General features: G+C 68.1%; 26 protein-coding genes. 15 read left to right on the forward strand and 11 right to left on the reverse strand.

What is annotated here, in order from left to right; all coding sequences use genetic code 11:
• Positions 1 to 22: 22 nt before the first annotated feature.
• Together BM172_RS07295 and BM172_RS07300 are read right to left on the reverse strand one after the other, a co-directional pair.
• Entirely contained in the window at positions 23 to 1,093 is a 1,071-nt protein-coding gene (locus tag BM172_RS07295; RefSeq protein ID WP_051549080.1) for a phospholipase A, read from the reverse strand.
• Positions 1,094 to 1,244: 151 nt separating this feature from the next.
• A complete protein-coding gene (locus BM172_RS07300) occupies positions 1,245 to 1,703 on the reverse strand; it encodes a hypothetical protein (RefSeq protein WP_026636213.1) in 459 nt (152 codons plus the stop codon).
• A 120-nt stretch (positions 1,704 to 1,823) separates the two neighbouring features.
• Between BM172_RS07300 and BM172_RS07305 the strand changes: the two genes are divergently transcribed.
• Positions 1,824 to 3,137, forward strand: coding sequence for a winged helix-turn-helix domain-containing protein (locus BM172_RS07305; protein ID WP_081805241.1), 1,314 nt, complete (start codon positions 1,824 to 1,826; stop codon positions 3,135 to 3,137).
• A gap of 10 nt (positions 3,138 to 3,147) precedes the next feature.
• Here the strand turns inward: BM172_RS07305 and BM172_RS07310 are convergent, their stop codons facing one another.
• Positions 3,148 to 3,609, reverse strand: a complete 462-nt coding sequence (locus tag BM172_RS07310) for a hypothetical protein (protein WP_026636215.1) — start codon at positions 3,607 to 3,609, stop codon at positions 3,148 to 3,150.
• A gap of 389 nt (positions 3,610 to 3,998) precedes the next feature.
• Here BM172_RS07310 and BM172_RS07315 point away from each other — a divergent pair, with 389 nt between their 5' ends.
• The 7 genes from BM172_RS07315 (at position 3,999) to BM172_RS07345 (ending at position 8,528) form a co-directional block, all read left to right on the forward strand.
• Positions 3,999 to 4,208, forward strand: a complete 210-nt coding sequence (locus BM172_RS07315; protein ID WP_026636216.1) for a cold-shock protein — start codon at positions 3,999 to 4,001, stop codon at positions 4,206 to 4,208.
• Positions 4,209 to 4,461: 253 nt separating this feature from the next.
• Positions 4,462 to 4,677 carry a cold-shock protein gene (locus BM172_RS07320; RefSeq protein ID WP_026636217.1) on the forward strand — a complete coding sequence of 72 codons (216 nt, stop codon included), beginning with the start codon at positions 4,462 to 4,464 and terminating at the stop codon, positions 4,675 to 4,677.
• A 253-nt stretch (positions 4,678 to 4,930) separates the two neighbouring features.
• Positions 4,931 to 5,152, forward strand: a complete 222-nt coding sequence (locus BM172_RS07325; protein WP_026636218.1) for a cold-shock protein — start codon at positions 4,931 to 4,933, stop codon at positions 5,150 to 5,152.
• Between the two features lie 113 nt (positions 5,153 to 5,265).
• A complete protein-coding gene (locus BM172_RS07330) occupies positions 5,266 to 6,147 on the forward strand; it encodes an alpha/beta hydrolase family protein (protein ID WP_026636219.1) in 882 nt (293 codons plus the stop codon).
• A 55-nt stretch (positions 6,148 to 6,202) separates the two neighbouring features.
• Entirely contained in the window at positions 6,203 to 7,255 is a 1,053-nt protein-coding gene (locus tag BM172_RS07335) for an NADH:flavin oxidoreductase/NADH oxidase (RefSeq protein ID WP_026636220.1), read from the forward strand.
• Positions 7,256 to 7,268: 13 nt separating this feature from the next.
• Positions 7,269 to 8,144, forward strand: a complete 876-nt coding sequence (locus BM172_RS07340; protein WP_026636221.1) for a pirin family protein — start codon at positions 7,269 to 7,271, stop codon at positions 8,142 to 8,144.
• Positions 8,145 to 8,225: 81 nt separating this feature from the next.
• A complete protein-coding gene (locus BM172_RS07345) occupies positions 8,226 to 8,528 on the forward strand; it encodes an Mpo1-like protein (protein ID WP_026636222.1) in 303 nt (100 codons plus the stop codon).
• 94 nt (positions 8,529 to 8,622) lie between these two features.
• Here the strand turns inward: BM172_RS07345 and BM172_RS07350 are convergent, their stop codons facing one another.
• Positions 8,623 to 9,012: a cytochrome c gene (locus BM172_RS07350; RefSeq protein ID WP_026636223.1), complete on the reverse strand. Its 390-nt coding sequence runs from the start codon at positions 9,010 to 9,012 to the stop codon at positions 8,623 to 8,625.
• A 154-nt stretch (positions 9,013 to 9,166) separates the two neighbouring features.
• Here BM172_RS07350 and BM172_RS07355 point away from each other — a divergent pair, with 154 nt between their 5' ends.
• Positions 9,167 to 9,964, forward strand: coding sequence for a tRNA threonylcarbamoyladenosine dehydratase (locus BM172_RS07355; protein ID WP_026636224.1), 798 nt, complete (start codon positions 9,167 to 9,169; stop codon positions 9,962 to 9,964).
• 213 nt (positions 9,965 to 10,177) lie between these two features.
• Here BM172_RS07355 and phbB read toward each other — a convergent pair whose 3' ends face one another.
• Positions 10,178 to 10,918: an acetoacetyl-CoA reductase gene (phbB, locus tag BM172_RS07360; protein ID WP_026636225.1), complete on the reverse strand. Its 741-nt coding sequence runs from the start codon at positions 10,916 to 10,918 to the stop codon at positions 10,178 to 10,180.
• Between the two features lie 175 nt (positions 10,919 to 11,093).
• Positions 11,094 to 11,960, reverse strand: a complete 867-nt coding sequence (gene gluQRS / locus BM172_RS07365; RefSeq protein ID WP_026636226.1) for a tRNA glutamyl-Q(34) synthetase GluQRS — start codon at positions 11,958 to 11,960, stop codon at positions 11,094 to 11,096.
• 116 nt (positions 11,961 to 12,076) lie between these two features.
• On the opposite strand from gluQRS, the gene htpX reads away from it, so the two are divergent.
• Together htpX and htpG are read left to right on the forward strand one after the other, a co-directional pair.
• The gene (gene htpX / locus BM172_RS07370; protein ID WP_026636227.1) at positions 12,077 to 12,967 is read left to right on the forward strand and encodes a protease HtpX; all 891 of its coding nucleotides are present in this window, start codon (positions 12,077 to 12,079) and stop codon (positions 12,965 to 12,967) included.
• Between the two features lie 97 nt (positions 12,968 to 13,064).
• The gene (htpG, locus tag BM172_RS07375) at positions 13,065 to 14,927 is read left to right on the forward strand and encodes a molecular chaperone HtpG (protein ID WP_035323767.1); all 1,863 of its coding nucleotides are present in this window, start codon (positions 13,065 to 13,067) and stop codon (positions 14,925 to 14,927) included.
• Between the two features lie 130 nt (positions 14,928 to 15,057).
• On the opposite strand, the gene BM172_RS07380 is transcribed toward htpG, so the two are convergent.
• Complete coding sequence (locus BM172_RS07380; RefSeq protein ID WP_051548927.1) at positions 15,058 to 15,615, reverse strand: hypothetical protein; 558 nt, start codon at positions 15,613 to 15,615, stop codon at positions 15,058 to 15,060.
• A 91-nt stretch (positions 15,616 to 15,706) separates the two neighbouring features.
• The gene (locus tag BM172_RS07385; protein ID WP_026636229.1) at positions 15,707 to 16,849 is read right to left on the reverse strand and encodes a flavin-containing monooxygenase; all 1,143 of its coding nucleotides are present in this window, start codon (positions 16,847 to 16,849) and stop codon (positions 15,707 to 15,709) included.
• Positions 16,850 to 16,990: 141 nt separating this feature from the next.
• Between BM172_RS07385 and BM172_RS07390 the strand changes: the two genes are divergently transcribed.
• From BM172_RS07390 to BM172_RS07400, 3 genes are all read left to right on the forward strand, one after another.
• Positions 16,991 to 17,893 carry an AEC family transporter gene (locus tag BM172_RS07390; RefSeq protein WP_026636230.1) on the forward strand — a complete coding sequence of 301 codons (903 nt, stop codon included), beginning with the start codon at positions 16,991 to 16,993 and terminating at the stop codon, positions 17,891 to 17,893.
• A 7-nt stretch (positions 17,894 to 17,900) separates the two neighbouring features.
• Positions 17,901 to 18,290, forward strand: a complete 390-nt coding sequence (locus BM172_RS07395; RefSeq protein WP_026636231.1) for an RNA-binding S4 domain-containing protein — start codon at positions 17,901 to 17,903, stop codon at positions 18,288 to 18,290.
• Between the two features lie 110 nt (positions 18,291 to 18,400).
• Positions 18,401 to 18,952, forward strand: coding sequence for a response regulator (locus BM172_RS07400; protein WP_035323769.1), 552 nt, complete (start codon positions 18,401 to 18,403; stop codon positions 18,950 to 18,952).
• A gap of 185 nt (positions 18,953 to 19,137) precedes the next feature.
• Here BM172_RS07400 and katG read toward each other — a convergent pair whose 3' ends face one another.
• Both katG and BM172_RS07410 read right to left on the reverse strand, forming a co-directional pair.
• Entirely contained in the window at positions 19,138 to 21,315 is a 2,178-nt protein-coding gene (gene katG, locus BM172_RS07405) for a catalase/peroxidase HPI (RefSeq protein ID WP_026636232.1), read from the reverse strand.
• 163 nt (positions 21,316 to 21,478) lie between these two features.
• Positions 21,479 to 22,090 (reverse strand): TetR/AcrR family transcriptional regulator, encoded by a 612-nt coding sequence (locus BM172_RS07410; RefSeq protein ID WP_026636233.1) that lies wholly within the window; start codon positions 22,088 to 22,090, stop codon positions 21,479 to 21,481.
• A gap of 138 nt (positions 22,091 to 22,228) precedes the next feature.
• On the opposite strand from BM172_RS07410, the gene BM172_RS07415 reads away from it, so the two are divergent.
• Positions 22,229 to 22,858: a glutathione S-transferase family protein gene (locus BM172_RS07415; RefSeq protein WP_026636234.1), complete on the forward strand. Its 630-nt coding sequence runs from the start codon at positions 22,229 to 22,231 to the stop codon at positions 22,856 to 22,858.
• Between the two features lie 563 nt (positions 22,859 to 23,421).
• Here the strand turns inward: BM172_RS07415 and mutS are convergent.
• The gene (gene mutS / locus BM172_RS07420; RefSeq protein WP_026636235.1) at positions 23,422 to 25,995 is read right to left on the reverse strand and encodes a DNA mismatch repair protein MutS; all 2,574 of its coding nucleotides are present in this window, start codon (positions 25,993 to 25,995) and stop codon (positions 23,422 to 23,424) included.
• Positions 25,996 to 26,182 lie beyond the last annotated feature (187 nt).

The following is a 26,182-nucleotide window of genomic DNA, read 5'->3' on the forward strand; positions in this document are numbered from 1 at the left end:
TGCCTTTCGCGGCGGCCTGCGCTCAGTACCAGTCGAGCAGCGAGATGCCCACGCCCAGGTAGGTGGCGTTGTGGTTGTAGTCGATCATGCTCTCGCCGTAGCCCTTGAACAGCTCCATGTAGGCGCGCAGGTTGCCGCTGATCGGAAAGGCCCAGCTGAACTGCGCGGCGCCATGGCTGCGGCTGCCGCCGCGCAGCGAGTGGCGCAGCATCAGGCCGAATTCCTGGCCGTTCCATTCGTGCACGATCTGCACGTCGCCGCGGCCCATGTAGTCGCTGATGTCGGGGTTGTTGTCGTCCTTGCCGTGCTCCGGCACACGCCACCACGGGCGGAACATCACCGTCCAGCCGTCGCGCTCGAAGCCGACGTTGCCGATCACGCGGTTCCAGCTGCGCGACAACGGATTGGAGCGGCCGTTCGACTCGTGGTTGACGCCGATGCCGAGCAGGCGGCCGTCCCAGCCAGCCAACTGGTAGTTGGTGGCGAACACCAGCATCGCTTCCGGTTCGTAATTGGTCTCGCGGAACGGACGCGAGATCTTGTTGTTGTAGACCTGCCAGCGCGAGGACTGGGTATAGCCCACCCACAGGTCGCCCGCGTCGCCGAATACGCCCTGCCACACCTTGGTCTTCAGGCTGAGCTGGAACTTCGCCTCGACGTTCTGCAGCTGCTGCGGCGTGTCGACGGTGTTCAAGGGATTGGGGCTGTGCGGCTGCGCGTTCTGGTTGCTGGTGGCGAACACCGGCAGCAGGTACAGCGGCTTGTAGCCGCGCACGTTGAAGGTGCCGAGCTTGCTTTCCGGCGACAGCTCCCAGCGCGAATCCAGCAGCGACAGCGGGCGGCTCACTTCGGGATTGCCTTGCGTGGCCAGTTCGCGCTGGCTCTTGTCGGCCGCGAACACGCCCGATGCCGCGCCGTTCTCGTTGACGCGCTTCTGCGCGGTAGGCAGGTTCACCCGGCCGGTGGCGTGGTCGTAGCAGGCCAGGCGCTGCGCGTCGCTTTCGATCGCGGTGCAGGCGCGGATGTCCATCGGATCGGGATTCTGCGCATGCGCGGACAGGGTGAACAGGCTTGCTGCCGATAGCAGCGCCATGGTGACGAGCGGTCGCGTCATTGCGTACTCCACGAAAGACGAGCCCATCCGGGCGCGGGGGAATTCATGAGGGGGCGCGGCCGGACGTGGGTGCCGCACACAAAAAAAGCCGGCCGCGGCGTGCCGCGGCCGGCGTCAGGGTGCCGGAAGCTCAGCGCTGCTTCAACCAGCGCGCATACGCGGCCTTGCTTAAGTGCTGCGCGCCGCCGGACGCATGCAGGAAGTCATTGGCGAGCGGCGGATACGCGGACGCGTCGTCCTCGGTGACATAGGCCTTGCCGTTGGCGAGCGTGGCGAAATCCGGCGGCGGGCCGGCATCCTTCACCGCGGGAATGCTCGAATTGACGGTGACCTGGCCCTGCGGGCTGTTGTAGCTCGCGCTGTCCTGGCCGGGCTGTGGCGCGGGCGCGGCCTGCTGCGGCATCGCTTGCGGTTGTGCCTGCGGCTGTGGCGCGGGTTGCGGCATGGGTTGCGCTTGCGGCATCGCCTGCGGTTGCGGCGGAGGAGGCGGCGGCACGGTCTGTGCGGGTTGATTCTGCGCCAGCAGCGTGCCGGCGAACAGCAGCGAACCGGAGGCGACAAGAGTGAGCAGGGAATGGCGAGGGTTCATCGTCGATGCTCCATGCCAGAATGACTGGCTCGGGGAGGGAAGGCGTGGGAGCCGAAGCGACCGCGATGTCGGGCCACTGCACGTCCCGCGCTGAGGACAACGCTAGCAAAGGCCGGGTAAATGCCTGCACAACCATTCGATGTGGTGGACGTGAAAACTTCGTCATCGCCGTCTGCATCTTCGTCGGAACGACTGCATCTGACGCTTGCGCAGGCGCAGCGCCTGCAACTGGCGGCGCAGGGACTGCTGCGCGCGCCGCGCCGCCGTGCGCGGCGCGCCGACGTGGTGGAAGCGATCGCGCGCATGCGCCTGCTGCAGATCGACACCATCCATGTGGTGGCGCGCAGTCCCTACCTGGTCCTGCATTCGCGGCTGGGCGAATACGAGCCCGCCTGGCTGGACGAAGCGCTTGCGCAAGGGAAGCTCGCCGAATGCTGGGCGCATGAAGCGTGCTTCGTGCCGGCGGCGGACTATGCGTGGCATCGCGCGTGGAGTGTCCGGCGCGGCACGCATTGGGCGCATCGCCATGCCGAGCGCATGCATCGCGAGCAGCGCGAAGACATGGACGGATTGCTCGAACGCATCCGCGCGAACGGCCCGGTACGCGCGGCCGACTTCGAACGCGAAGAGCGCGGCGCGGCCAGCGGCTGGTGGTCGTGGAAACCGGAGAAACGCTGGCTGGAAGCGTGGTTCGCTCTGGGCGAGCTGATGGTCAGCCGGCGCGAGCGTTTCCAGCGCGTGTACGACCTGGCCGGGCGTGTGATCGCGCAGCTGCAGCCTTCGTTCGACGCTGCCCCGCTCGGTCTGGAACAGGACGCCTTGCGCCGGCGCTTCATCCTGGATGCCGTGCGGGCGCTCGGCGTCACGCAGGCGCGCTGGATCGCGGATTACCACCGGCTCAAGCCGGCGGTCACCGAGCGCGAACTGGCGCCGCTGGTGGCGTCCGGTGAGCTGATCGAAGTGGCGGTGGCGGACTGGAAAGTCCCCGGCTATGTGCACGCCGAGCATGCGGATCTGCTGGCTCAGGCATCACGCGGCAGCCTGCGCGCCAGCTGCACGACGCTGCTGTCGCCGTTCGATCCCCTGGTATGGGACCGGGCCCGCGCGCAGGCGATGTTCGGCTTCGAATACACCATCGAGTGCTACGTGCCGGCGGCGAAGCGCCGCTATGGCTACTACGTGCTGCCGATCCTGCGCCGCGGCCGCCTGGTGGGGCGACTCGATGCCAAGGCACATCGCGCCGAATGTGTATTTGAAGTGAAGGCCCTTTATCTGGAGGAGGGCGAAACGCCTACGCCGGAATGGATCGCCGATGTGGCCGAAGCAGTCGCCGCGACCGCGCGCTGGCACGGCACGCCGAAGATCCGGCTGGGGCGCTGCCGCCCCGCGAACGTGGCGGCAGCGCTGCGCGCGCATTGGCGCGGGAAGGAATGAGCGGCGTGACTCAGTGCGAACCGCCGCTGGCCGGGGCGACCGGCTGGGAGGCGCAGGATTTGCCGTGCAGGGCTTGGTGCAGCGAATTGGCCAGCGAAGTGCAGCGATTGCCCAGCTGCGGGCGGATGTCGGGGTTCAACGAATCGCGCAGCAAGCCGGTGCGCATTTCCTCGTAATGGCCTTCGATCTGGTCAGGCGCATAGATGCCGGCGACCTGGTGGCAGGCGATGTAGCTGTTGAGGAAGTTGTCGCAGGCGGGGATGCCGGTCTGGTCGGGCAGGGCTTCGCCGGCCGCGGCCTTCGGCTTGGTGGTGGCGGTGCGGGGAGGCGTCGCGGGCGCCGTACGGCTGGTGCTGCTGGACGTCGTGGCAGTGGTGCTGGAGCTTGGACGGGTGGTCTTGTCATTGCATCCGGCCAGCACAAGTCCGCCGGCGAACACGAGCAGGGCGAGGCGCGAGGGAAGTCTGGTCATGAGGCATCTCCTTGACTGTCGGCCCCGGGCGGGCCGTGCCGCGAATGGATGGTGAGCAACGCCCGGTTGCCAAAATGCAGTCGCAATAGACACTGAGCGTCGTAAAGAAAAGCTGAATCGGGCGCCGATTTCAGTGAAAAAACGAACGCGGCAGTTGTCACGATCTAATTCATTCAGCTTGCCTCGGCGGCTTCGCCGTTCGCTTTCCGGCCTTTGAAACAGCTATGATGCAGGCACTGTGTTTGCCGGGGTCACCTGTTTTGTGACCCGATGCCGCTGATCAGCGATCCGCTACATCGCCTCACCCCTAGGGTTTTCCTTAGCAGCCAGTAAGTCGGCCTTTCCGCTGGTAGGGCTGAGTCTCATTAAAACCTTTAGGAGTGTTTCGTATGTCTGATCGTCAGATCGGTACCGTCAAGTGGTTCAACGACGCCAAGGGCTTCGGCTTCATCAGCCGTGACAACGGCCCGGATGTGTTCGTGCATTTCCGCGCCATCCAGGGCAACGGCTTCAAGAGCCTGGCCGAAGGCGACAAGGTCAGCTTCAAGGTGGTGCAGGGCCAGAAGGGCCTGCAGGCCGACGAAGTGCAGAAGGCCTGAGCAGTCCTTCTTGATCGATTCAAAAAGGCCGGGCAGCAATGCCTGGCCTTTTTTTACGCCCTCGATTCGGCGGTTTTCGTGCATACCACTGCGAAAAATCCGCTATGCTCGGGCCACTGTGTCTGCCAGGTCACGCGTGCCCCGATGTACGGTTTCACCCGCATCGCTCCACCGATTCCCAGCATGCCCAGTAAGTCGTCGGTCGTAAGGGGGAGGCCGGCCTGTCTCAGTGTCGATTCGATCGGAGTGAGTCATGTCGGATGGTAATCGTGAAACCGGCACGGTGAAGTGGTTCAACGACGCCAAGGGGTTCGGCTTTATCAGCCGCGAAAACGGGCCCGATGTCTTCGTGCATTTCCGCGCGATTTCGGGGTCCGGGTTCAAGAGCCTCAAGGAAGGCCAGAAGGTCACCTTCAAGGTGGTCACCGGCCAGAAAGGGCTGCAGGCCGAAGACGTCGTGCCAGCCTGAAAGTCGGATAAAAATCGTGGCGAAACGAAAGCCGGGCGGCGACGCCCGGCTTTCGTTCTTCGCGCCTGCGCATCATCACTTCGCCTCGAAAAAAATCGGCTATGCTCGCCCCACTGTGTTTGCCAGGCCACGCGCGTGCCCGATGTCCCGGCCCATGCCTCGCATCGCTTCACCGGTTCCCTGCAGCCCAGTAAGTCGTCGGCCGCAAGGGGGAGGCTGACTTGTCTCAAATCGAGTCGATTGGAGTTAAGTCATGTCGGATGGTAATGGCCGTGAAACCGGCACGGTGAAATGGTTCAACGATGCCAAGGGGTTTGGCTTCATCAACAGGGGAAACGGCAAGGAGGACGTCTTCGTCCACTTCCGCGCGATCCAGGGCCAGGGCTTCAAGAGCCTCAAGGAAGGACAGACAGTGAGCTTCAAGGTGGTGCAGGGCCAGAAGGGCCTGCAGGCCGAGGAAGTGATGCCGGTCTGATCCATGCGTAAAAACAGACCCGAAAAGGCCGGCGCAAGCCGGCCTTTTTCTTGCGCGCCGCCTGCACGGAAGCGCGTGCTAGCCTGCCGTTTTCCCCAGGGCCGGAGATCGCCGTGCAGGAAGCCGTCGCAGATACACCGGCCATCGTCGTGCCTGTGGCGATCGCGGACGGAGCCCGTTCCGAACTGCTGCTGGTCCTTCCCGTGCAGGCGCCGTCGAGCCTGCTCTACTGGCTGCCGGCGATGGGCGTCGGCGCGCGGCATTACCTGCCGCTGGCGCAGGCGCTGGCCGATCGTGGCATCGCGGTGGCCTTGCACGAATGGCGCGGCATCGGTTCCAGCAACCGCCGCGCGGGGCGGCGTTGCGACTGGGGTTATCGCGAGCTGCTGCGGCAGGATCTGCCGGCCGGTGTGGCCGCGGCGCGCGAGCGTTGCCCGAATCTGCCATGCCTGCTGGGCGGCCACAGCCTGGGCGGCCAGCTCGCCTCCCTGTATGCCGGACTGCATCCGCAGGCCTTCGCCGGCCTGGCCCTGGTGGCCAGCGGTTCGCCGTACTGGCGGCGCTTCCGGCGCGGTGCGTGGATCGGCCTGGCCTATGCGCTGGCGCCCGTGCTCGCCGGGCTGGTCGGCCATCTGCCCGGCCGGCGCCTGGGCTTCGGCGGCAACGAGGCGCGCGGCGTGATCGCCGACTGGGCCCGCAGCGGCCGCACCGGCCGCTATGCCGCGGCAGGGCTGCCGGAGGACCTGGAGGCAGCCCTGGCGCGCCTGCGCCTGCCGCTGCAGGCGGTGCGCCTGCGCGACGACTGGCTGGGCCCGCAGGCCTCGCTGGACTGGCTGCTGGCGAAGATGCCGCTGGTATCGGCAAAGCGCGCCGTGCTCGATCCGGACGACCTGGGCGTGCCGGCCGATCACTTCGCCTGGATGAAGCAGCCCGCGGCGGTTGCCGCCGCCCTCGCCGACGGCCTGGCGGCGGCCGGGCGACGCGCCGGCTCTTGAAGCGCGCACGATCCGCCGGCATGTCGCGGGTTCACCCCATTCCCGGTAGGCCCCCATGCAGCTGTTCACCCCGTTCACCCAGCGCGGCCTGACCCTGCGCAATCGCATCGCCGTCGCGCCGATGTGCCAGTACTCCGCCGTCGACGGCGTGCCCGACCACTGGCACCTGGTACACCTGGGCAGCCGCGCGGTCGGTGGCGCCGCGGTGGTCATCGCTGAAGCCACCGCCGTGACGGCGCAGGGCCGCATCTCGCCGCAGGACGTCGGCCTGTGGAACGACGCGCAACGCGAGGCCTGGCGTCCGATCACCCGCTTCATCGATACGCAGGGCGCGATCGCCGGCGTGCAGCTGGCGCATGCGGGACGCAAGGCCAGTTCGCAGCGTCCGTGGGAAGGCGGCGGTGCGCTGCGCGAAGGCGCGTGGGACACCGTGGCGCCCTCGGCGATCGCTTTCGACGAGGGCTGGCATACCCCGCAGGCACTGGACGCCGCCGGCCTGCGCCAGCTGGTCGAGGATTTCCGCCGCGCCGCCGAACGCGCGCTTGCCGCCGGCTTCCGCCTGGTGGAACTGCATGCCGCGCACGGCTACCTGCTGCACCAGTTCCTGTCGCCGCTGAGCAACCATCGCGAGGACGCCTACGGCGGCAGCTTCGAGAATCGCACGCGCCTGCTGCGCGAGATCATCGCCGCCGTGCGCGAAGTGTGGCCGGCGGAACTGCCGCTGTGGGTGCGCATCTCCGCCACCGACTGGCATGAGGGCGGCTGGGACATCGAGCAGAGCGTGCGCCTGGCGCGCGAACTGCCGGCGCTGGGCGTCGATCTGGTCGACGTCTCCAGCGGCGGCCTGGTGCCGCACGTGAAGATTCCGCTCGGCCCCGGCTACCAGGTGCCGTTCGCCGCGCGCATCCGCCGCGAGGCGGGCATCGCCACCGGCGCAGTGGGCCTGATCACCGAGTCGGACCAGGCTGCGCGCATCGTCGCGCAGGACGAGGCGGACATCGTGCTGATCGCGCGCGAAAGCCTGCGCGATCCGTACTTCCCGCGCCGTGCGGCGCAGGAACTGGGTGCGTCGCTCGAGGCACCGGTGCAATATCGACGGGCTTGGTAAAGAGGAATACCGCATGGACCAGAACCCGCTGCTGATCGAAGGCCGCCTGCACGACCTGGGCGACGGCTTCACCGTGCGCCGCCTGCTGCCGGTGCTGCAGGCCCGCCACGTGGGGCCGTTCGTGTTCTTCGACTTGATGGGCCCGGCGGATTTCGCGCCGGGCAAGGGTATGGACGTGCGCCCGCATCCGCATATCGGCCTGGCCACGGTGACCTGGCTGTTCGACGGCGCGATCCGCCATCGCGACAGCGTCGGCAGCCTGGCCGACATCCGTCCCGGCGAGGTGAACTGGATGACCGCCGGCCGCGGCATCGCGCACTCCGAACGCACGCCGCCGGAGCAGCGCCGCGACGGCCAGCGCATGCACGGCGTGCAGGTGTGGGTGGCGCTGCCGCAGCACGACGAAGAAGTGGAGCCGGAGTTCCACCACCACGGCGCCGACGCGCTGCCGCGCATCTGCCGCCCCGGCGCCGAGCTGGTGCTGATCGCCGGCACGGCATACGGCGAGCGCTCGCCGGTCAAAGTGTTCGCACCGATGTTCTTCATCGAGGCGACGCTCGAGGCGGGTGCCGAACTGGCCTGGCCGGAGGAACATATCGAGCGTGGCGTGTGCGTGATCGATGGCGAAGTGAGCTGGGGCGAACTCACCGTGCCGGCTGCCCACACGGCGGTGCAGAGCGGCGATACCGCCGCACCGCTGAAGGCCGCCGTGCGCAGCCGCGTGATGCTGTTCGGCGGCGCGCCGCTGGATGGCGAGCGGCATCTGTGGTGGAACTTCGTGTCCAGCCGCAAGGAGCGCATCGAGCAGGCCAAGCTCGAGTGGCAGGAACAACGCTACGGCAAGGTGGCGGGCGACGAGCTGGAATTCATTCCGCTGCCGACGCGCTGATGCTGCGGGCGCGCATGCGCCCGCACTGGGGCGGCGCTAGGCTGCCCCGGCCGCGCCAGGAAATCTTCGAGGGAACCGCCCATGTCCGGCTTCGCCAGCTTCCGCGAGTTCTACCCGTTCTATCTGGGCGAACACAGCGATGTGAATTGCCGGCGCATGCATTTCGCCGGCAGCACGCTGGTACTGGCGGTGATCGCGCTGGCGGTGACTACCGGCCACCTGGCCTGGCTATGGCTGGTGCCCGTCGCCGGCTATGGCTTCGCCTGGGTCGGGCATTTCGCCTTCGAGAAGAACCGGCCGGCCACGTTCCGCCATCCGCTCTACAGCCTGATGGGCGACTGGGTGATGTACTGGGACGTGCTGCGGGGCAGAGTCAAACTGTAGGTTGGGGTGAGCGACAGCGAACCCCAACGTCGCTGCATCGACGAGGCTCATGTTGGGGTTCGCCTGTGGCTCACCCCAACCTACGCCGGTTCTCTCAGCGGTATTTCTGATGGCAGGACTGGCAGGTCTCGCCCACCGGCTTGAGCGCGGCGGCCAGCGCGGCGCAGTCGGCCGGAGCGGCGTGCACGGCGGCCTGCAGGCGCGTGTGCAGCTGGTTCGCTTCGTCGATGAAGCCCTGGTCGACCCCGGGAAAGGCCGGGACGATGTCGCTGGAGGTGGACAGCAGCCGCTGCAGGTGCTCACTGTTCGCCGCCGCCTCGCAGCGCTGGCCCTTGACCGCATTGCGCAGGGCGCCGGAGTGGTGGGCCATCACGTCCATCACCGCACGTGGAAACGGGTTGCGTTGGTTCAGGGCGTTCATCGCGAACACGGTGCCGACGATGCCGATGGCCAGGCCGAGGACGATCAGAAGTACTGCACGCATGCCTTTGTCTATCCGCTGGTGGAACGAATCGTTCGCGAGGTTAGCACGGCCACTCGCGGCGCCCGCCGCTCGCTCCCGCTAAAATGGCGCGCTTTACGCCGTCGATGACCCATCCCATGTATCCGACACTTTCGAACCGCCGCGGAGCGCGCGCATGAACGACGTGGCTTTTCCCGCCGAACGCTTCCAGGGCGTCGAGCGCCTGTACGGCGTGGGCAGCGTGGAGCGCCTGCGGCAGGCGCATGTCTGCGTGATCGGCATCGGCGGCGTCGGCTCCTGGGCGGCCGAGGCGCTGGCGCGCAGCGGCGTGGGGCGGCTCACCCTGATCGATGCCGACGAGGTCTGCGTCTCCAACACCAACCGCCAGCTGCATGCGCTGGACGGCGAGTACGGCAAGCCCAAGGTGGAGGTGATCGCCGCGCGTGCGCGGGCGATCAATCCGGCGATCCAGGTCGACGCGATCGAGCGCTTCCTCACGCCCTCCACCCTGGACGAGCTGCTGGACCGCGGCTACGACGTGGTGCTCGACGCCTGCGACGCCTTCCGCGTCAAGCTCGAAGCGATCGCCTGGTGCCGCCGCCGCAAGCTGCCGATGGTGAGCGTGGGCTCGGCCGGCGGCCGCACCGATCCGACCATGATCCGCGTGCGCGACTTGTCGCGCACCGAGCACGACGCCATGTTCAGCCTGATCCGCAAGAAGCTCCGCCAGGACTTCGGCTTTCCGCGCAATCCCGACCGCTACTTCGGCGTGTCGGCGGTGTATTCGCTGCAGAACGTGCAGTACCCGCAGCCGGACGGCACCGTCTGCGGCACGCGGCCGCCGGGCGGCGATGCCTTGAACCTGGCCTGCGGTGGCGGCCTGGGCGCGGCCACGCATGTCACCGGCGTGTTTGCGTTCGCCGCGGCGGGCAAGGTGTTGGAGAAAGTGCTGGAGAAGAAACCCGCGGCCTGAAACGTAGCGCGGCGTTCGAGGTTCCCTCACCGTCATCCCGGCGCAGGCCGGGATCCAGTGGCGATATCGCTCGATTGTCGGTGCAGCGCCTGGAGGCGGCTATCAAACGTGGCGACTGCGATGCGGCGTGGTCGCTACTGGGTCCCGGCCTGCGCCGGGATGACGGCCTCATATGGCGCGTTTAAGTCGACGGATGGCGTCGAGCCTCAGCTCTTACCACCCCATGTAGTGCCCGCCGTTGATCGCCAGGTTGGTGCCGGTGATCCACGCCGCTTCCTCGCCGGTAAGGAAAGCCACCGCATGGGCGATCTCCTCCGGCTTGCCCAGGCGGCCGACCGGGATCTGCGCCACGATCTTCTCGCGGACTTCCTCCGGCACCGCCATCACCATGTCGGTGGCGACGTAGCCGGGCGAGACGGTGTTCACCGTGATGCCGAACTTGGCGTTCTCCTGCGCCAGCGAAATGGTGAAGCCGTGCATGCCGGCCTTGGCCGCGGCGTAGTTGGCCTGGCCGTACTGGCCCTTCTGGCCGTTGATCGAGCTGATCTGCACGATGCGGCCCCACTTGCGCCCGCGCATGCCGTCGATCACCGGGCGGGTGACGTTGAAGCAGGCGTTGAGGTTGGTGTTCACCACGTCCGTCCACTGCTGGTAGCTCATCTTGTGGAAGGTGGTGTCGCGGGTGATGCCGGCGTTGTTGACCAGGATCTCGACCGCGCCGAGCTTCGACTCGAGCTCGCGCACCATGGCTTCGCAGGAAGCCGGGTCGGACACGTCGCCCTGCACCATGGCCACCTCGATGCCTTCCTGCGCGATCGCGGCGCGCCACGCGTCAGCCCTGGCCGGGTCGCGATAATTGGTGGCGACGCGATGCCCTTGGCGAGCCAGATACCGAACGATGGCGGTGCCGATGCCGCCCGTGCCACCCGTGACCAATGCCGTGCGCTGCGTCATGCCTTTATCTCCATAGATCCGCGATGAGAGCCGTGAAACCCGATCCCGCCTGCCCGCGCCATGTTGAAGGGGAAACATGGCAATTCGTCTACGCGGGGACGCCGCCGTGCAGGTGATGCGCCGGGGCTTGGCGGCTCGGTCTTTATAGCGGTTTATGCCGCCAGACGTTAGCGCTTCAAGAGGCCGGTCGTTCGCTGCAGTGCGGCAAACGCGCGGGATCGAAATGCGCGAGCGCCTGGGACAGCAAGGCGTCGGGATGGTTCGCTGACGCATCGACCGGAAGATCGAGAAAGTGCAGGGCACGTTGCAGCGCGGGCAGCGGGTCGCGCGGATCCACCGGATGCGCGTTTTCGGACTTCGAGAGCTTGCGCCCATCTGCATCCACCGCCAGCGGCAGATGCAGGTAGGCAGGCGTCGGCAGGCCCAGGCAGCGCTGCAGCCAGAGTTGCCGCGCGGTCGAGTCCAGCAGGTCGTTGCCGCGCACCACCTCGGTCACGCCCTGCCAGGCGTCGTCCACCGCGCAGGCCAGCTGGTAGGCGTAGAAGCCTTCCACGCGCTTGATCACGAAATCGCCGGCAGCCTGGCGCAGGTTCTGTCGCTGCGGGCCCTGCAGGCGATCCACGAAGGCGATCTCAAGATCCGGCGCGCGCAGGCGCCAGGCCGGTGCGCGGGATGGGTCCGGCGATGCGACGCAATGTCCGTCGCGATGCATGCCGCCGGCCGCGGCGAGGTCGGCGCGGCTGCACCAGCAGGGGAACACCTGGTCGTGGTCGCGCAGCCGCTGGAATGCCGCTTCGTAAGCGTCAAGCCGATGTGATTGGAACAGCACCGGCTCGTCGGCGGCCAGGCCGAAGGCGGGCAGGGCGTCGAGGATGTCGCGCGCCGAACCGGGCACCTCGCGCGGCGGGTCGATGTCCTCCATGCGCAGCAGCCAGCGGCCGCCCGCATGGCGCGCGCACAGCCAGCTGGCCACGGCGGCGACGAGGGAACCGAAGTGGAGCCGGCCGGTCGGAGAGGGGGCGAAGCGTCCGCGATAAGTCATCGAGCCATTGTACGGGCGGTGCCAGGCCCGCTCTTGAAACCTGCGCGCCTCGCCACGATTTCCTACGATGCGGCCCGGCCGCATTCCCCTTTTCATGACTGCCCAGAGAGACAGCCATGCGTCGCATCGCACTGTTCCTGCTTACCAATATCGCCGTCCTGTTCCTGCTCAGCATCGTGTGCCGGCTGCTCGGCATCGATCAGTGGGCCGCCTCGCGCGGACTCGGCGGCATGACCGGGCTGCTGATCTATGCCGCGGTATTCGGCATGGGCGGCGCCTTCATCTCGCTGGCCATCTCCAAGTGGACGGCGAAAATGTCCACCGGCGCCCGGGTGATCGAGCAGCCGCAGAACGAGGCCGAGCGCTGGCTGCTCGACACCGTGCGCCGCCACGCGCAGAACGCCGGCATCAGCATGCCGGAGGTGGCGATCTACGACGCGCCGGAAATGAACGCCTTCGCCACCGGCATGACCAGGAACAGCTCGCTGGTGGCGGTCAGCACCGGCCTGCTGCAGCAGATGGACCGCGAGCAGGTCTCGGCCGTGCTCGGCCATGAGATCGGCCACGTCGCCAACGGCGACATGGTCACCCTGACCCTGATCCAGGGCGTGCTGAATACCCTGGTGATCCTGGCGGCGCGCCTGGTCGGCCGTGCGGTGGACAGCTGGATGTCCGGCGGGCGCGACCGCGAGGGCGGCGGCGGCATCGGCTATTTCGTGTCGGTGATGGTGCTGCAGCTGGTGTTCGGCCTGTTCGCCTCGATGATCGTGATGGCCTTCTCGCGCTGGCGCGAGTTCCGCGCCGACAAGGCGGGCGCCCAGCTGGCCGGTCGCGGTTCGATGATCTCGGCCCTGCAGCGCCTGCAGGCCAACCACGGCGAGAGCACGCTGCCGCAGACCATGGCCGCGTTCGGCATCGCCGGCCACCTGGCCACGGGCCTGCAGCGCCTGTTCATGAGCCACCCGCCGCTGGAAGAGCGCATCGCCGCGCTGCAGCAGCAGGGCTGAGCACCATGTTTTCTCCGGGAGGCGGGCGCGCGGCGCCCGCCTCCCTTGTTATTGTTCGACCCCACCTCCGTCAGCCATCCACGCCACGAGCGCGTCCATGACTACCGAAACCCGCAAATTCGAAGCCGAAGTCGCCCAGGTCCTGCACCTGGTGACCCACTCGCTGTACTCGCACAAGGAAATCTTCCTGCGCGAGCTGATCTCCAATGCCTCCGACGCCTGCGACAAGCTGCGCTTCGAGTCGATCGCCCAGCCGGAGCTGCTGGCCGGCGACGGCGAGTTGCACATCGACGTGAGCTGGGATCCGCAGGCGCGCACCGTCACCGTGCGCGACAACGGTGTCGGCATGAACGTGGACGAGGTGGTCGCCAATATCGGCACCATCGCCAGCTCCGGGACGCGGCGTTTCCTGGACGCGATGAGCGCCGAGCAGAAGACCGACGCCCGCCTGATCGGCCAGTTCGGCGTGGGTTTCTATTCGGCCTTCGTGGTCGCCGACCGCGTCACCGTGCTGACCCGCCGCGCCGGCGCGCCGGCCGGCGAGGGCGTGAAGTGGGAGAGCGACGGCAAGGGCGAATATTCGCTGGAGCGCGTGGAGCTGGCCGAGCGCGGCACCGCGGTGATCCTGCACCTGAAGGCCGACGAGGACGAATTCCTCCAGCCGTGGACGCTGAAATCGCTGATCACCCGCTACTCCGACCACGTGGCCTTCCCGATCCGCCTGCCGGTCGAGCAGGACGGCAAGCCGGGCGAGGAGTGGGAGACCGTCAACGCCGCCTCGGCGCTGTGGACCAAGCCCAAGTCGGAGATCAGCGACGAGGACTACCAGAGCTTCTACAAGTCGCTCGGCCACGATTTCAACGACGCGCTGGCCTGGGCGCACAACCGCGTCGAGGGCAGCCAGAGCTTCACCACCCTGCTGTACATCCCCGCGCAGCCGCCGTTCGAGCTGATGATGGGCGGGCGCGACGAGCGCAAGGGCCTGAAGCTGTACATCAAGCGCGTCTTCATCATGGACGCCGCCGAGGAACTGCTGCCGAACTACCTGCGCTTCGTGCGCGGCGTGGTGGATGCGGACGACCTGCCGCTCAACGTCAGCCGCGAGATCCTGCAGCAGAACCGCCAGCTGGAGCGCATCAAGAGCGCCTGCGTGAAGCGCGTGCTCGACCTGCTGGAGAAGATGGCGCGCGACGAGCCCGAGAAATTCGCCACCTTCTACAAGGCCTTCGGCAACACGCTCAAGGAAGGCATCGCCGAGGACCACGCCAACCGCGAGCGCATCGCCAAGCTGCTGCGCTTCGCTTCCACCAAGGGCGAGGGCGCGGCGCAGGCCGTGTCGCTGGACGACTACATCCTGCGCATGGCGCCGGGCCAGGACATCATCTGGTACATCACCGCCGACAGCCACGCCGCCGCCATCGGCAGCCCGCAGTTGGAAGCGTTCAAGGCCAAGGGCATCGAAGTGCTGCTGATGTCCGACCGCATCGACGAATGGATGCTCGGCAGTCTCAACGAATACGCCGGCAAGAAGCTGCAGAACGTGGCCAAGGGCGAGCTGCCGCTGGACGAGGCGGACAAGCAGCGGCAGCAGGAAGCCAGCGCGGCGGCCGCGCCGCTGCTCGACAAGCTCAAGTCGCTGCTGGGCGAGCGCGTGAAGGACGTGCGCGTATCGGCGCGCCTCACCGACTCGCCATCCTGCCTGGCGCTGTCGGACTACGAGATGGCCCCGCACCTGGCGCGCCTGCTGCGCGAGGCCGGGCACGACATGCCGGAAAGCAAGCCGGTGCTGGAGATCAATCCGCGCCACGCCCTGCTGCAGCGGGTCGAGGCGGAGGGCGACGAAACCAGGGCCGGCGACCTGGCCAACCTGCTGCTGGAGCAGGCGGAGATCGCGGCCGGCGCGCAGCTGCCGGATCCGGCGGCGTTCGTGCAGCGCATGAACCGCGTGCTGCTCGGCTGACACCCAACGTTGCGATGCGTACAAAGGTGGCGGATGTTGGGGTTCGCCTGCGGCTCACCCCAACCTACATGCCGTATCGCGCATGAAAAAAGCCCGCCGGTGACGGCGGGCTTTTTCGTTGGCTTGGCGCTCAGCGACCTTTGGCGGGAGCCGGCGGGGGCGGCGGCGGGGCGGCCGCCTGCCGCATGGCCGGCATCGGCGGCGCACTGCGGGCGTACGGAGAGACCACTCCGCCACGCAGCCGCGGATCGCCGTCGTAGTGCGGATAGGTATGCCGCGGGAAATCGTCGCTGGCCAGCATCAGGCGGCGGCCGTCCAGGTTGACCCAGTGCCAGCGGCCGAGCGGCACCGGCTGGCTGGACAGGTAGGCGAAGCCGGCGTCGTAGTTGCCGTCATCGCGCGGCGACGCCTTCAGCGACACGTTGATGATGCACTGGCTGCTGATCGCCTTGCCCTTCCAGTGCGCGGGGCCGGAGACCATTTCGTCCAGGTTGGTGCGCAGCAGCCGCTCGAGGTTGGGCGGCAGATGCATCGCCGGCGAGGCATCGGTGATCTTGCCCGCGGCATCGACGTTGATCAGCACCGGCAGGGTCTTCAAGGGGAAATCGCTGAGCGATTCACTCGCTGCCGTCGCCTGGGACGCGACGAGCGAGATGCCCAGTACCGCGAGGAAACGGAAACGCTTCATGGTTGACTCCTTGTGTGGAGGTTGGGGGACCTCCGAGTCGCAGGGACGACCTCCTCCCGGCGGAAGACTCTGATCCCGGCCCGTAGCCCTGTCAACGCACCAGGGCCGCCGCCAGCCGACCGATCCGCTCGGCCTCGATGCCGATCTCGCGCAGCTGGCCGGTGGGGGAGGGATGCTGTCCGCAGAAGAACAGCCCGGGGGCGGCCGCCTGGCCGGTGATCCGTGGCTGGCCTCGCGCGTCCAGGGCCTGCGGCGTGTCCGGCAGCAGGGTGCGCAGGTCGGGGCGGAAACCGGTGGCGAGGATCACCGCGTCGAAGGCTTCGCTCAGCGGCTCGCCGCCGGTGGCGGGCGAGGCCTCGAAGCGGACGCCATGCGCGTCGAAGCGCTCGATGCCGCCGCGCACCTTGATCCGGCCGTCGCGGATCGCCGCCACCGTGCCGATGTCCAGCAAGGGAATCTTGCCGTCCTCGGCGATCATCCGGCGCGGTCCCTTCGGCGCTTTCATCAGGCCCAGGCGTTCGATGGAGCCGACGGCGAGCCGGATCGCCGGCGCATTGAGCGCATCGGCCAGCCCCGACGGCAGGCCGGCCTGGGCGATGGCCCAGGTGAGGATCGGCAGGCCCAGCAGTTCGCGCGGCAGGATGCAGACCGGACTGCGCACGGCCATGCTCACGTCGATGCCGGCCTCGGCCAGGTCCAGCGCGATCTCGCCGCCGGAATTGCCGAAGCCCACCACCAGCACGCGCCGTCCGGCATAGGGCGCCGGATTGCGGTAAGCGCTGCTGTGGAGCACCTCGCCGGTGTAGCTGGCCTGTCCCGGCCAGGCCGGCACATGCGGGAAGTCGGCCCAGCCGGTGGCGATCACCACGATCGGCGCGGCCCAGTCGCGCGCCGGCGTTTCGACGCGCCAGCCGCTTTCCGTCCGGCGGATCGCGCGCGCCGCGCTGCCGTATTCGGGGCGCAGCGCGAAGTGCGCGGCATAGCTTTCCAGATACGCCACCACCTGCGCCCGCGACGGATAGCGCGGATAGTCCCGCGGCATCGGCAGGCCGGGCAGGGCGGAGTGGCCGCGGTCGGTGTGCAGGTGCAGGCGGTCGTAGTGGCGGCGCCATACCGCACCCACCGTCGAGGCCTTTTCCAGGATGCTGGCGTGCAGACCATGCCGGCCGAGCACCGCCGCGCAGGCCAGGCCGGCGGGGCCCGCGCCGATCACCAGGGCGTCCGTGTCGCGCATCGGTGCGTGCCTTCGTCGTGGGCGAGGAGCGGATTATGGGCCTATCCATCGCGCCTTCGCGCCGGCCGGGCGAAGCTCGCGGCGAAGCTGCGACACTAGCGGCTGCTCACCCGTCGTTGCCCCCAGGCCCGCCCGCTGCCGATGACTGCCCTGATCCTGCTGTTCGCCTGTCTCCTGCTCGGCCTGCTGGTCCGGCGCTACGCGCGGCCGCCGGCGGGCACGGTGCAGGGCATCAACTGGTGGGTGATCAACATCGCGCTGCCGGCGCTGGTGCTGCAGCTGGTGCCGAAGGTGCAGGTCGATGCGCAGCTGTGGTTTCCGGTGGCCACGATGTGGATCACCTTCTTCGGCGCCTGGGGCCTGTTTGCGCTGCTGGGCCGCTGGCTGGGCTGGTCGCGCGGGCGCATCGGCGCGCTCACCCTGGTGTGCGGGTTGGGCAATACCTCGTTCATGGGCTATCCGATGATGCAGGCGCTGCACGGCTCGGAGGGCCTGACCCTGGCGGTGGTGGCCGACCAGCTCGGCTGCTTTCCGCTGCTGGCCTCGGCTGGCGTGGTGGTGGCCAATCTTTATGCGGGCGGTTCGACCGATGCGGCTGCGATCGTGCGCCGCATCCTCACCTTTCCGGCGTTTCTCGCCCTGGTGCTGGGCGGCATTGCCGGTGCGCTCGGCGGCTGGCCGACCATCGTCGACGGCGTGCTGGGCCAGGTCGGCGCGACGCTGACGCCGCTGGCGCTGTTCTCGGTGGGCCTGCAGTTCCAGTTCAAGCTCGGCGAGCGGCAGGCCGGGCCGCTGGCGCTGGGATTGGCGTGGAAACTGGCGCTGGCGCCCCTGCTCAGCCTGGCTGTCGGCGTGGCGGCGGGCGTGGGCGGACTGGTGCTGACCATCGGCGTGCTGCAGGCGGCGATGGCGCCGATGATCTCGGCGGCGATCCTCGCCGACGAACACGGGCTCGAACCTTCGCTGGCCAATACCGTGCTGGGCGCCGGCATCGTGCTCTCGCTCGCCACGGTGCCTTTGGCGAACCTGCTGCTGGGCGGATAATGGCCGCATGAGCGAATCCTCTTCGAGCGCCGTGCGCGCGGACGTATGGCTCTGGGCCGCGCGCTTCTTCAAGACCCGCAGCCTGGCCAAGCAGGCGATCGACGGCGGCAAGATCGCCGTCAACGACCTGGGCTGCAAGCCGGCCAAGACCCTGCACCTGGGCGACATGCTGCGCATCACCCGCGGCGAGGAACGCCTGCAAGTGGAGGTACTGGCGCTGAGCGAACAGCGCGGCCCGGCACCGGTGGCGCAGGCGCTTTATCGCGAGACCGAAGCCAGCCTCGCCGCGCGCGAAGCCACGCGCGAACAGCGCCGCCTGACCGGTGCTTCCGGCCCGCCGAGGCGCCCGGACAAGCAGGAACGTCGGGAATTGCGACGGCTAAAGGATTCCCTGTGAGCAGCGCATCGCAGTTTATTCGGCGCGTCTGAGCGAGCATGCGCATCGGCTACGGCGCGGCGCGATGGCGTGTTCCGCCCCGGCAGCCAGCGGAAAAGGGGCCGCTCATCATGTCTGGAATCGGATTCTTCAAGCGCCTGCTCGGCGCCACGCCACTCGATCAGGCGGAGCCTGTGCGGCTGCAGGCGACCGAAGGCACGCGCGTGCTGATGGTCGACGACTCGCCGACCCTGCTGGCCGTGTTGGGCCGCCATCTTGCCCAGGAAGGCTACGGCACGCTCAAGGCGGCCGACGGCGAAAGCGCGCTGGAACTCGCGCGCGAGGAACAGCCGGCGCTGATCTTCCTGGACATCGTGCTGCCCGGCATGAACGGCTTCGCCGTGCTGCGTGCGCTGCGGCACGACCCGCTCACCCGCGACATCCCGATCGTGATGATCAGCGGCAATCCGCAGGCCACCGAACAGTTCTACGTGCAGCGCTTCGGCGCCGACGACTTCCTCAAGAAGCCGTTCGGCCGGCGCGAGATCCAGCAGTCGATCGACCGGCTGGTGCGCGTCGGACGGCTGCCGGCACGGGCGCCGGAGCCGGTGGAAGTGGCCACGGCCGAGCCGGTGCTGCCGTGCGAGGAGATTCCGAGCGGGTTGTCCGGCCTGGCGGTGTAACAGTGCCTCTATCGACGTAGGTTGGGGTGAGCCGCAGGCGAACCCCAACAATGCGATGCGCCTGAAGGTGGCGATGTTGGGGTTCGCCTGCGGCTCACCCCAACCTACGCAGGTGTCGTGACAACAAAAAAGCGCCGCAGCGTGGCCACGCTGCGGCGCTTTGTTTTGCTTCCGCGTAAAGCGGATCAGGCCAGATCGAACCGGTCCAGATTCATCACCTTGCCCCACGCCGCCACGAAGTCGCGCACGAACTTCGCCTGGGCATCTGCACTGCCGTACACCTCGGCCACCGCGCGCAGCAGGGAGTTGGAGCCGAACACCAGGTCGGCGCGCGTAGCGGTCCATTTCAGTTCGCCGGTGTGGCGGTCGTGCCCTTCGTACAGGTCGTGCGACACCGCCTTCCACTGCGTGCCCATGTCCAGCAGGTTGACGAAGAAGTCGTTGCTCAGCGTGCCGGGGCGCCGGGTGAACACGCCATGGCTGGTATGGCCGGCATTGGTGTCGAGCACGCGCAGGCCGCCGACCAGCACCGTCATCTCCGGCGCGCTCAGCGTCAGCAGCTGGGCCCGGTCGACCAGCAGCACCTCCGACGGCACGCTGTAGCGCCGCTTGAGGAAGTTGCGGAAGCCATCCGCCACCGGCTCGAGCACGGCGAAGGATTCGACGTCGGTCTGCTCCTGCGTGGCGTCCATGCGGCCCGGCGCGAACGGCACCGCGACATCGACGCCGGCCTGCTTCGCCGCCTGTTCGACGGCGGCGTTGCCGCCCAGCACGATCAGGTCGGCCAGCGAGATCCGCTTGCCGCCGGACTGCGCCGCGTTGAACTCGCGCTGGATGCCTTCCAGCACCTTCAACACCTTGGCCAGCTGTTCCGGCTGGTTGGCGGCCCAGTCCTTCTGCGGCGCGAGGCGGATGCGCGCACCGTTGGCACCGCCGCGCTTGTCGGAGCCGCGGAAGGTGGAAGCCGAGGCCCAGGCGGTGGAGACCAGCTCGGCCACGGACAGGCCCGAGGCGAGCAGCTTGCTCTTGAGCGCGGCGAGGTCGTTCGCCTCGACCAGCGGGTGGTCGACCGCCGGGATCGGGTCCTGCCAGATCAGGTCTTCGGCCGGCACTTCCGGACCGCGATAGCGGGCGCGCGGGCCCATGTCGCGATGGGTCAGCTTGAACCAGGCGCGGGCGAAGGCGTCGGCGAACTGGTCCGGGTTCTCCAGGAAGCGCCGCGAGATCTTTTCGTAGGCGGGATCGAAGCGCAGCGCCAGGTCGGTGGTCAGCATGGCGGGGGCGTGGCGCCTGGAGCTGTCGTGCGCGTCCGGCACCGTGTTCGCGCCGGCGTCGCCCTTGGGCTTCCATTGGTGCGCGCCGGCCGGGCTCCTGGTCAGCTCCCACTCGTAGCCGAACAGATTCCAGAAGAAATTGTTGCTCCACTTGGTCGGCGAGCTGGTCCAGGTCACTTCCAGGCCGCTGGTGATCGCATGCGAGCCCTTGCCGCTGTTGAAGCTGCTGCGCCAGCCCAGGCCCTGTTCCTCGATATCGGCGCCTTCGGGCTCCACGCCCACGTGCTCGGCCGGGCCGGCGCCGTGGGTCTTGCCGAAGGTGTGGCCGCCGGCGATCAGCGCGACGGTCTCCTCGTCGTTCATCGCCATGCGGGCGAAAGTCTCGCGGATGTCCTTCGCCGCGGCGAGCGGATCGGGCTTGCCCTCGGGGCCTTCCGGGTTCACATAGATCAGGCCCATCTGCACGGCCGCGAGCGGGTTCTCCAGGTCACGCTCGCCGGAGTAGCGCTTGTCGCCGCCCAGCCAGGCGGTCTCGGTGCCCCAGTAGACGTCTTCTTCCGGCTCCCACACGTCGGGGCGGCCGCCGGCGAAGCCGAAGGTCTTGAAGCCCATCGATTCCAGCGCGACGTTGCCGGCCAGGATCATCAGGTCGGCCCAGGAGATGTTGCGGCCGTACTTCTGCTTGATCGGCCACAGCAGGCGGCGCGCCTTGTCCAGGTTGCCGTTGTCCGGCCAACTGTTGAGCGGCGCGAAACGCTGCTGGCCCGCGCCGGCGCCCCCGCGGCCGTCGCCGGTGCGATAGGTGCCCGCGCTGTGCCAGGCCATGCGGATGAACAGCGGGCCGTAGTGGCCGAAGTCGGCCGGCCACCAGTCCTGCGAATCGGTCATCAGCGCGCGCAGGTCGCGCTTGAGCGCCTCGAAGTCGAGCTGGTCGAAGGCCTTGGCGTAATCGAAATCGCCGTCCATCGGATCGGACAGCGGGGAATGCTGGTGCAGGATTTTCAGATTCAGCTGATTCGGCCACCAGTCCTTGTTGCTGGTGCCGCTCTTGCCGGCGTGATGGACCGGGCACTTCGACTCGCGCGCCAGCTCGGGCGCCGTCTCGGAAGTGGGAGTGACGATATGGGGATCTTGATTCACGGGGAATTCCTTCTGGTCGAAGTGGCTGGCTGGCGTCGGCTGGCTTGCCGTTCCAAATCTACGCAGGTGGCCTCCTTAGGTGAACTAGATTGTTCCGATGCTTGCCATAGCTTCAGGCTATCGATGTGCCGGCGTCCGGTCCGATCAGCTGCAAGGCCAGGTCGCGCGCCGCCAGCCGCACTTCCTCCACGAAGGCCGGATCGTCGATGGTGCGCGCCAGCACCATGCCGCCCACGCACAGCGCGGTGATCGCCAGGCCGCGCTTGCGCGCCTCTTCGCCTTCGAAACCTTCCAGGCCGCCGCTCAGCATGCCGGCCATGTGCTCGACCAGCTTGCAGTAGGCCATGCGCGCCTGCGGACCGGCGCGCGCCGCGTCGGCGGGCAGGGCGACCAGCGGGCAATGGCCTTCGACGTCTTGGAGATGCGCGGTGGACAGATAGATGTTGACCATCTGCTGCGCACAGGCCGTGCCGGTCGCCTGCGGATCGAACCGGATGCCGCTCCAGCGCTGCGACGGATCGAAATGCATGTAGGCCGCGACGGTCTCGGCGTACAGCTCTTCCTTCGCCTTGAAGTGGTTGTAGAAGCCGCCGCGGGTCAGGCCCGCGTGGCGCATGATCTCGTCGATGGATACCTCGGAGAATCCGCGGCGATTGAACAGCTCGCGCGCGCACTCGACGATGCGCTGGCGGGTTTTCTGCTTGTGCTCGGCGGTGTAGGGCATGGCGGCGTCATGCAGGGCAGGGGAAGCGGCGCAAGCCTACTCCCGAAGCAGAATATGTTCTTGAACATATGTAGTTCGCCGGCAGACTTCCGCTCATTCCCCCGAGGGCGGAGCCCTCATTCCCATGGAGGCATGACCATGAAGTTGTACTACGCAGAGACCATGAACCCGCGCAAGGCATGTGCGGTCGCGAAGTATCTGGGATCGCCGGTGGAGTTCATCCGGGTGGATCTGTCCAAGGGCGAGCATCGCGCGCCCGCCTTCCTCGAGCAGAACCCCAACGGCAAGGTGCCGTTGCTGGTCGACGGCGACCTGCATCTGTGGGAAAGCACGGCGATCATGGCCCATCTGGCGGTAAAAGCAGGCTCTGACCTGTGGCCGTCGGACGCCGCCAGCCAGGTGGAAGTATTGCGCTGGCTGTCCTGGGACATCGCGCATTTCTCGCGCCACGGCAGCTCGCTGTACTTCGAGCATGTGATCAAGCCGTGGGCGGGTCTGGGCGAACCGAATCCGGCGGCAGTGGAAGAGGCGACCGGTTTCTTCCTGCGCTTCGCGGCCATTCTCGATGCGCATCTGGCGACGCGCGATTACCTGGTCGGCGACAAGCTCAGCATCGCCGATTTCGGCGTGGGCGTGCTGCTGCCGTGGGCGAAAGAGGCGCGCCTGCCGGTGGACGACTTTGCGAACATCCAGCGCTGGCACGAACGGATGATGGCGCTGCCGGCGTGGCGCGAGCCGTTCCCGGCGCCATTGCCGGTGGCGGCGTAAGTGCATCGGACTGTTATTGCCTTAGGGGATATGGGCGCAGCGCAAGTGGGATGTGCACCGCTCCGACCGAACCCTCATCCGGCTGCCGCCACCTTCTCCCGGAGGGAGAAGGGTTCCACTTTGAAACGGTGAGGTGATCCCCTCTCCCTCCGGGAGAGGGGGTGGGGTGAGGGTACGGGCGGAGCGCAAGCGTGATGTGCACCGCTCCGCCCGAACCCTCATCCGGCTGCCGCCACCTTCTCCCGGAGGGAGAAGGGATCCAGTTTGGAACGATGAGGTGATCCCCTCTCCCTCCGGGAGAGGGGGTGGGGTGAGGGTGCGGGCGGAGCGCGAGGGTGATGTGCATCGCTCCGGCCGTACCCTCATCCGGCTGCCGCCACCTTCTCCCGGAGGGAGAAGGGTTCCAACTTGAAAAGATGAGGTGATCCCCTCTCCCTCCGGGAGAGGGGTTGGGGTGAGGGTTCGGGCGGAGCGCAACAGCGATGCGCTCAGCTCCGCTCGAATCCTCATCCGGCTGCCGGCGCCTTCCTCGCGCCTCAACGCCGGGCACAAATCAGATCGCCTCAAAGCAATGCCTTGAGGCGATACAACACCTCCAACGCCTCGCGCGGCGTCAACGCATCCGGATCGACTTCCTCCAAGGCGCGCTCCGCCGCTGACGGCTCCGCCGGCGCGAACAGCCCCAGCTGCGGCGAATCGTCCATCTTCAGCTTCGCCGCCGATGCCTGCTGATGCATGCCGCGCTCCAGCTCCGCCAGCGTGCGCCGCGCATCGGCGATCACCGACTTGGGCAGGCCGGCCAGCGCCGCCACCTGCAGGCCGAAGCTGCGGTTGGCCGGGCCTTCCTTCACCGCATGCATGAAGACCAGCTGCTCGCCGTATTCGACCGCATCCAGGTGCACGTTGGCGATGGTCGGATATTCGTTGGCCAGCTCGGTCAGCTCGAAATAATGCGTGGCGAACAGCGTGTACGCGCGGCTGCTGGCGGCCAGGTGCACCGCCGCGGCGCGTGCCAGCGCCAGGCCGTCGTAGGTGCTGGTGCCGCGGCCCACTTCGTCCATCAGCACCAGGCTGGACTCGGTGGCGTTGTGCAGGATGTTGGCCGTCTCGCTCATCTCCACCATGAAGGTGGACTGGCCGCGCGACAGGTCGTCGCCCGCGCCGATGCGGGTAAAGATGCGGTCGACCGGCCCGATCGCCGCCGCGCTGGCCGGCACGTAGCTGCCGATATGCGCGAGCAGCACGATCAGCGCGTTCTGCCGCATGTAGGTCGACTTGCCGCCCATGTTCGGACCGGTGATCACCAGCATGCGGCGCGCGTCGTCGAGCTTCAGGTCGTTGGGCTCGAACGGCTCGGCGCGCACCTTCTCCACCACCGGGTGGCGGCCGCGCTCGATGCGCAGGCCCGGTTCGTCGGTGAGCTGCGGCTGGCTCCAGTCCAGCGCGGACGCGCGCTCGGCCAGGGTGGCGAGCACGTCGAGCTCAGCCATCGCGGCGGCGGCGGACTTCAGCGGTTCCAGGCGTTCGGTGAGCGTGTCCAGCAGCGCCTCGTACAGCGCGCGCTCGCGCATCAGCGAGCGCTCCTTGGCCGAAAGCACCTTGTCCTCGAATGTCTTCAGTTCCTCGGTGATGTAACGCTCGGCGTTCTTGGTGGTCTGGCGGCGCGTGTAGTGCGTCGGCGCCTTCTCGGACTGCGCCTTGCTGATCTCGATGTAGTAGCCGTGCACGCGGTTGTAGCCGACCTTCAGCGTGGCGATGCCGCTGGCGGCCTTCTCGCGTTCCTCCAGCTCGACCAGGTACTGGTCGGCGTGGGTGGACAGGCGGCGCAGTTCGTCCAGTTCGGCGTCGTAACCGTCGGCGATCACGCCGCCGTCGCGCTGCAGCACCGGCGGCTGCGGCACCACCGCGGCGGCGAGCAGGGCGGCGTTGTCGGCGTGGTCGCCGATGCGCTCGACCAGGGCATGCAGCAGCGGGCTGTCCAGCGCGGCAATCTCTTCGCGCAGCAATGGTGCGGCGGCGAGGCCGTCGCGCAGCGTGGAGAGATCTCGCGGACGCGCCGAGCGCAGCGCCACGCGGGCCAGGATGCGTTCCAGGTCGCCGATGCCGCGCAGGCGTTCGCGCAGATTTTCGTAGGCGCGGTTGTCGAGCAGCGCGCCGATCGCCTGGTGGCGCCGGCGCAGCGTGTCGCGCGCGCGCAGCGGGCGGTTGAGCCAGCGGCGCAGCAGGCGCGCGCCCATCGGCGTCACGCTTTCGTCCAGCACGCCGAGCAGGGTGTGCTCGGTGCGGCCGCTGGGATGCGTGTCCAGTTCGAGGTTGCGGCGCGTGGCGGCGTCCATCGCGATGGTCTCGCCGGCGCTTTCCACCGCCATGCCGGAGACGTGCGGCAGCGCGCTCTTCTGGGTCTCCTCGACATAGCCCAGCAGGCAGCCCGCGGCGGCGATCGCCAGCGGCAGGTTGTCGACGCCGAAGCCGCCGAGGTCGCGCGTGCCGAAGAAGCGGTTCAATTCGCGCCGCGCCGCATCGCTGTCGAAATGCCAGGGCGGCCGCCGGCGCAGGCCGGGCAGGGTGCTGACCAGCTTGGGCCAGGCCACCGCTTCGTCGACCAGGGTCTCGGCCGGCTGCAGGCGCGCCAGTTCCGCCGCCAGCGCCTCGGCGCCGGGCACTTCGCTGAGCAGGAAGCGGCCGCTGCCCAGATCCACCCAGGCCAGGCCGTAGCTGGCCTGCGGACCGGCGGCGATGGCCAGCAGCAGGTTGTCGCGGCGTTCTTCCAGCAGGGCGGCGTCGGTCACCGTGCCCGGCGTGACGATGCGCACCACCTTGCGCTCGACGATGCCCTTGGCCAGCGCCGGATCGCCGATCTGCTCGCAGATCGCCACCGACTCGCCCAGCCGCACCAGCTTGGCCAGGTAGTTCTCCAGCGCGTGATACGGCACGCCGGCCATCGGAATCGGCTGGCCGGCCGACTGGCCGCGCTGGGTGAGCGTGATGTCGAGCAGGCGCGCCGCCTTGCGCGCGTCGTCGTAGAACAGCTCGTAGAAATCGCCCATGCGGAAGAACAGCAGCACCTCGGGGTGCGCGGCCTTGGCCGTCAGGTACTGGCGCATGAGCGGGGTGTGTTCGAGATGGGCGTCCGTCATCGGTGTCCGTGCGTTCCGGTGGCGCTTCCGGCGCGGGCTGGCCGCGTGGTTCGCGGCGACGGCGGAAGGTGGAGCGAAAGAGGCGAAGCATACGGCCTGGGGGCGCGGCAAACGAGGGGAGCGGCGCAAGTCACTGACGCGACAGGTACCGGGGTGCCGCCGTCGCATTTCAAAAACGCCTGGCAAG

The organism is Dyella marensis (genome assembly GCF_900112865.1).
GTDB classification, from domain to species: domain Bacteria; phylum Pseudomonadota; class Gammaproteobacteria; order Xanthomonadales; family Rhodanobacteraceae; genus Dyella_D; species Dyella_D marensis_A.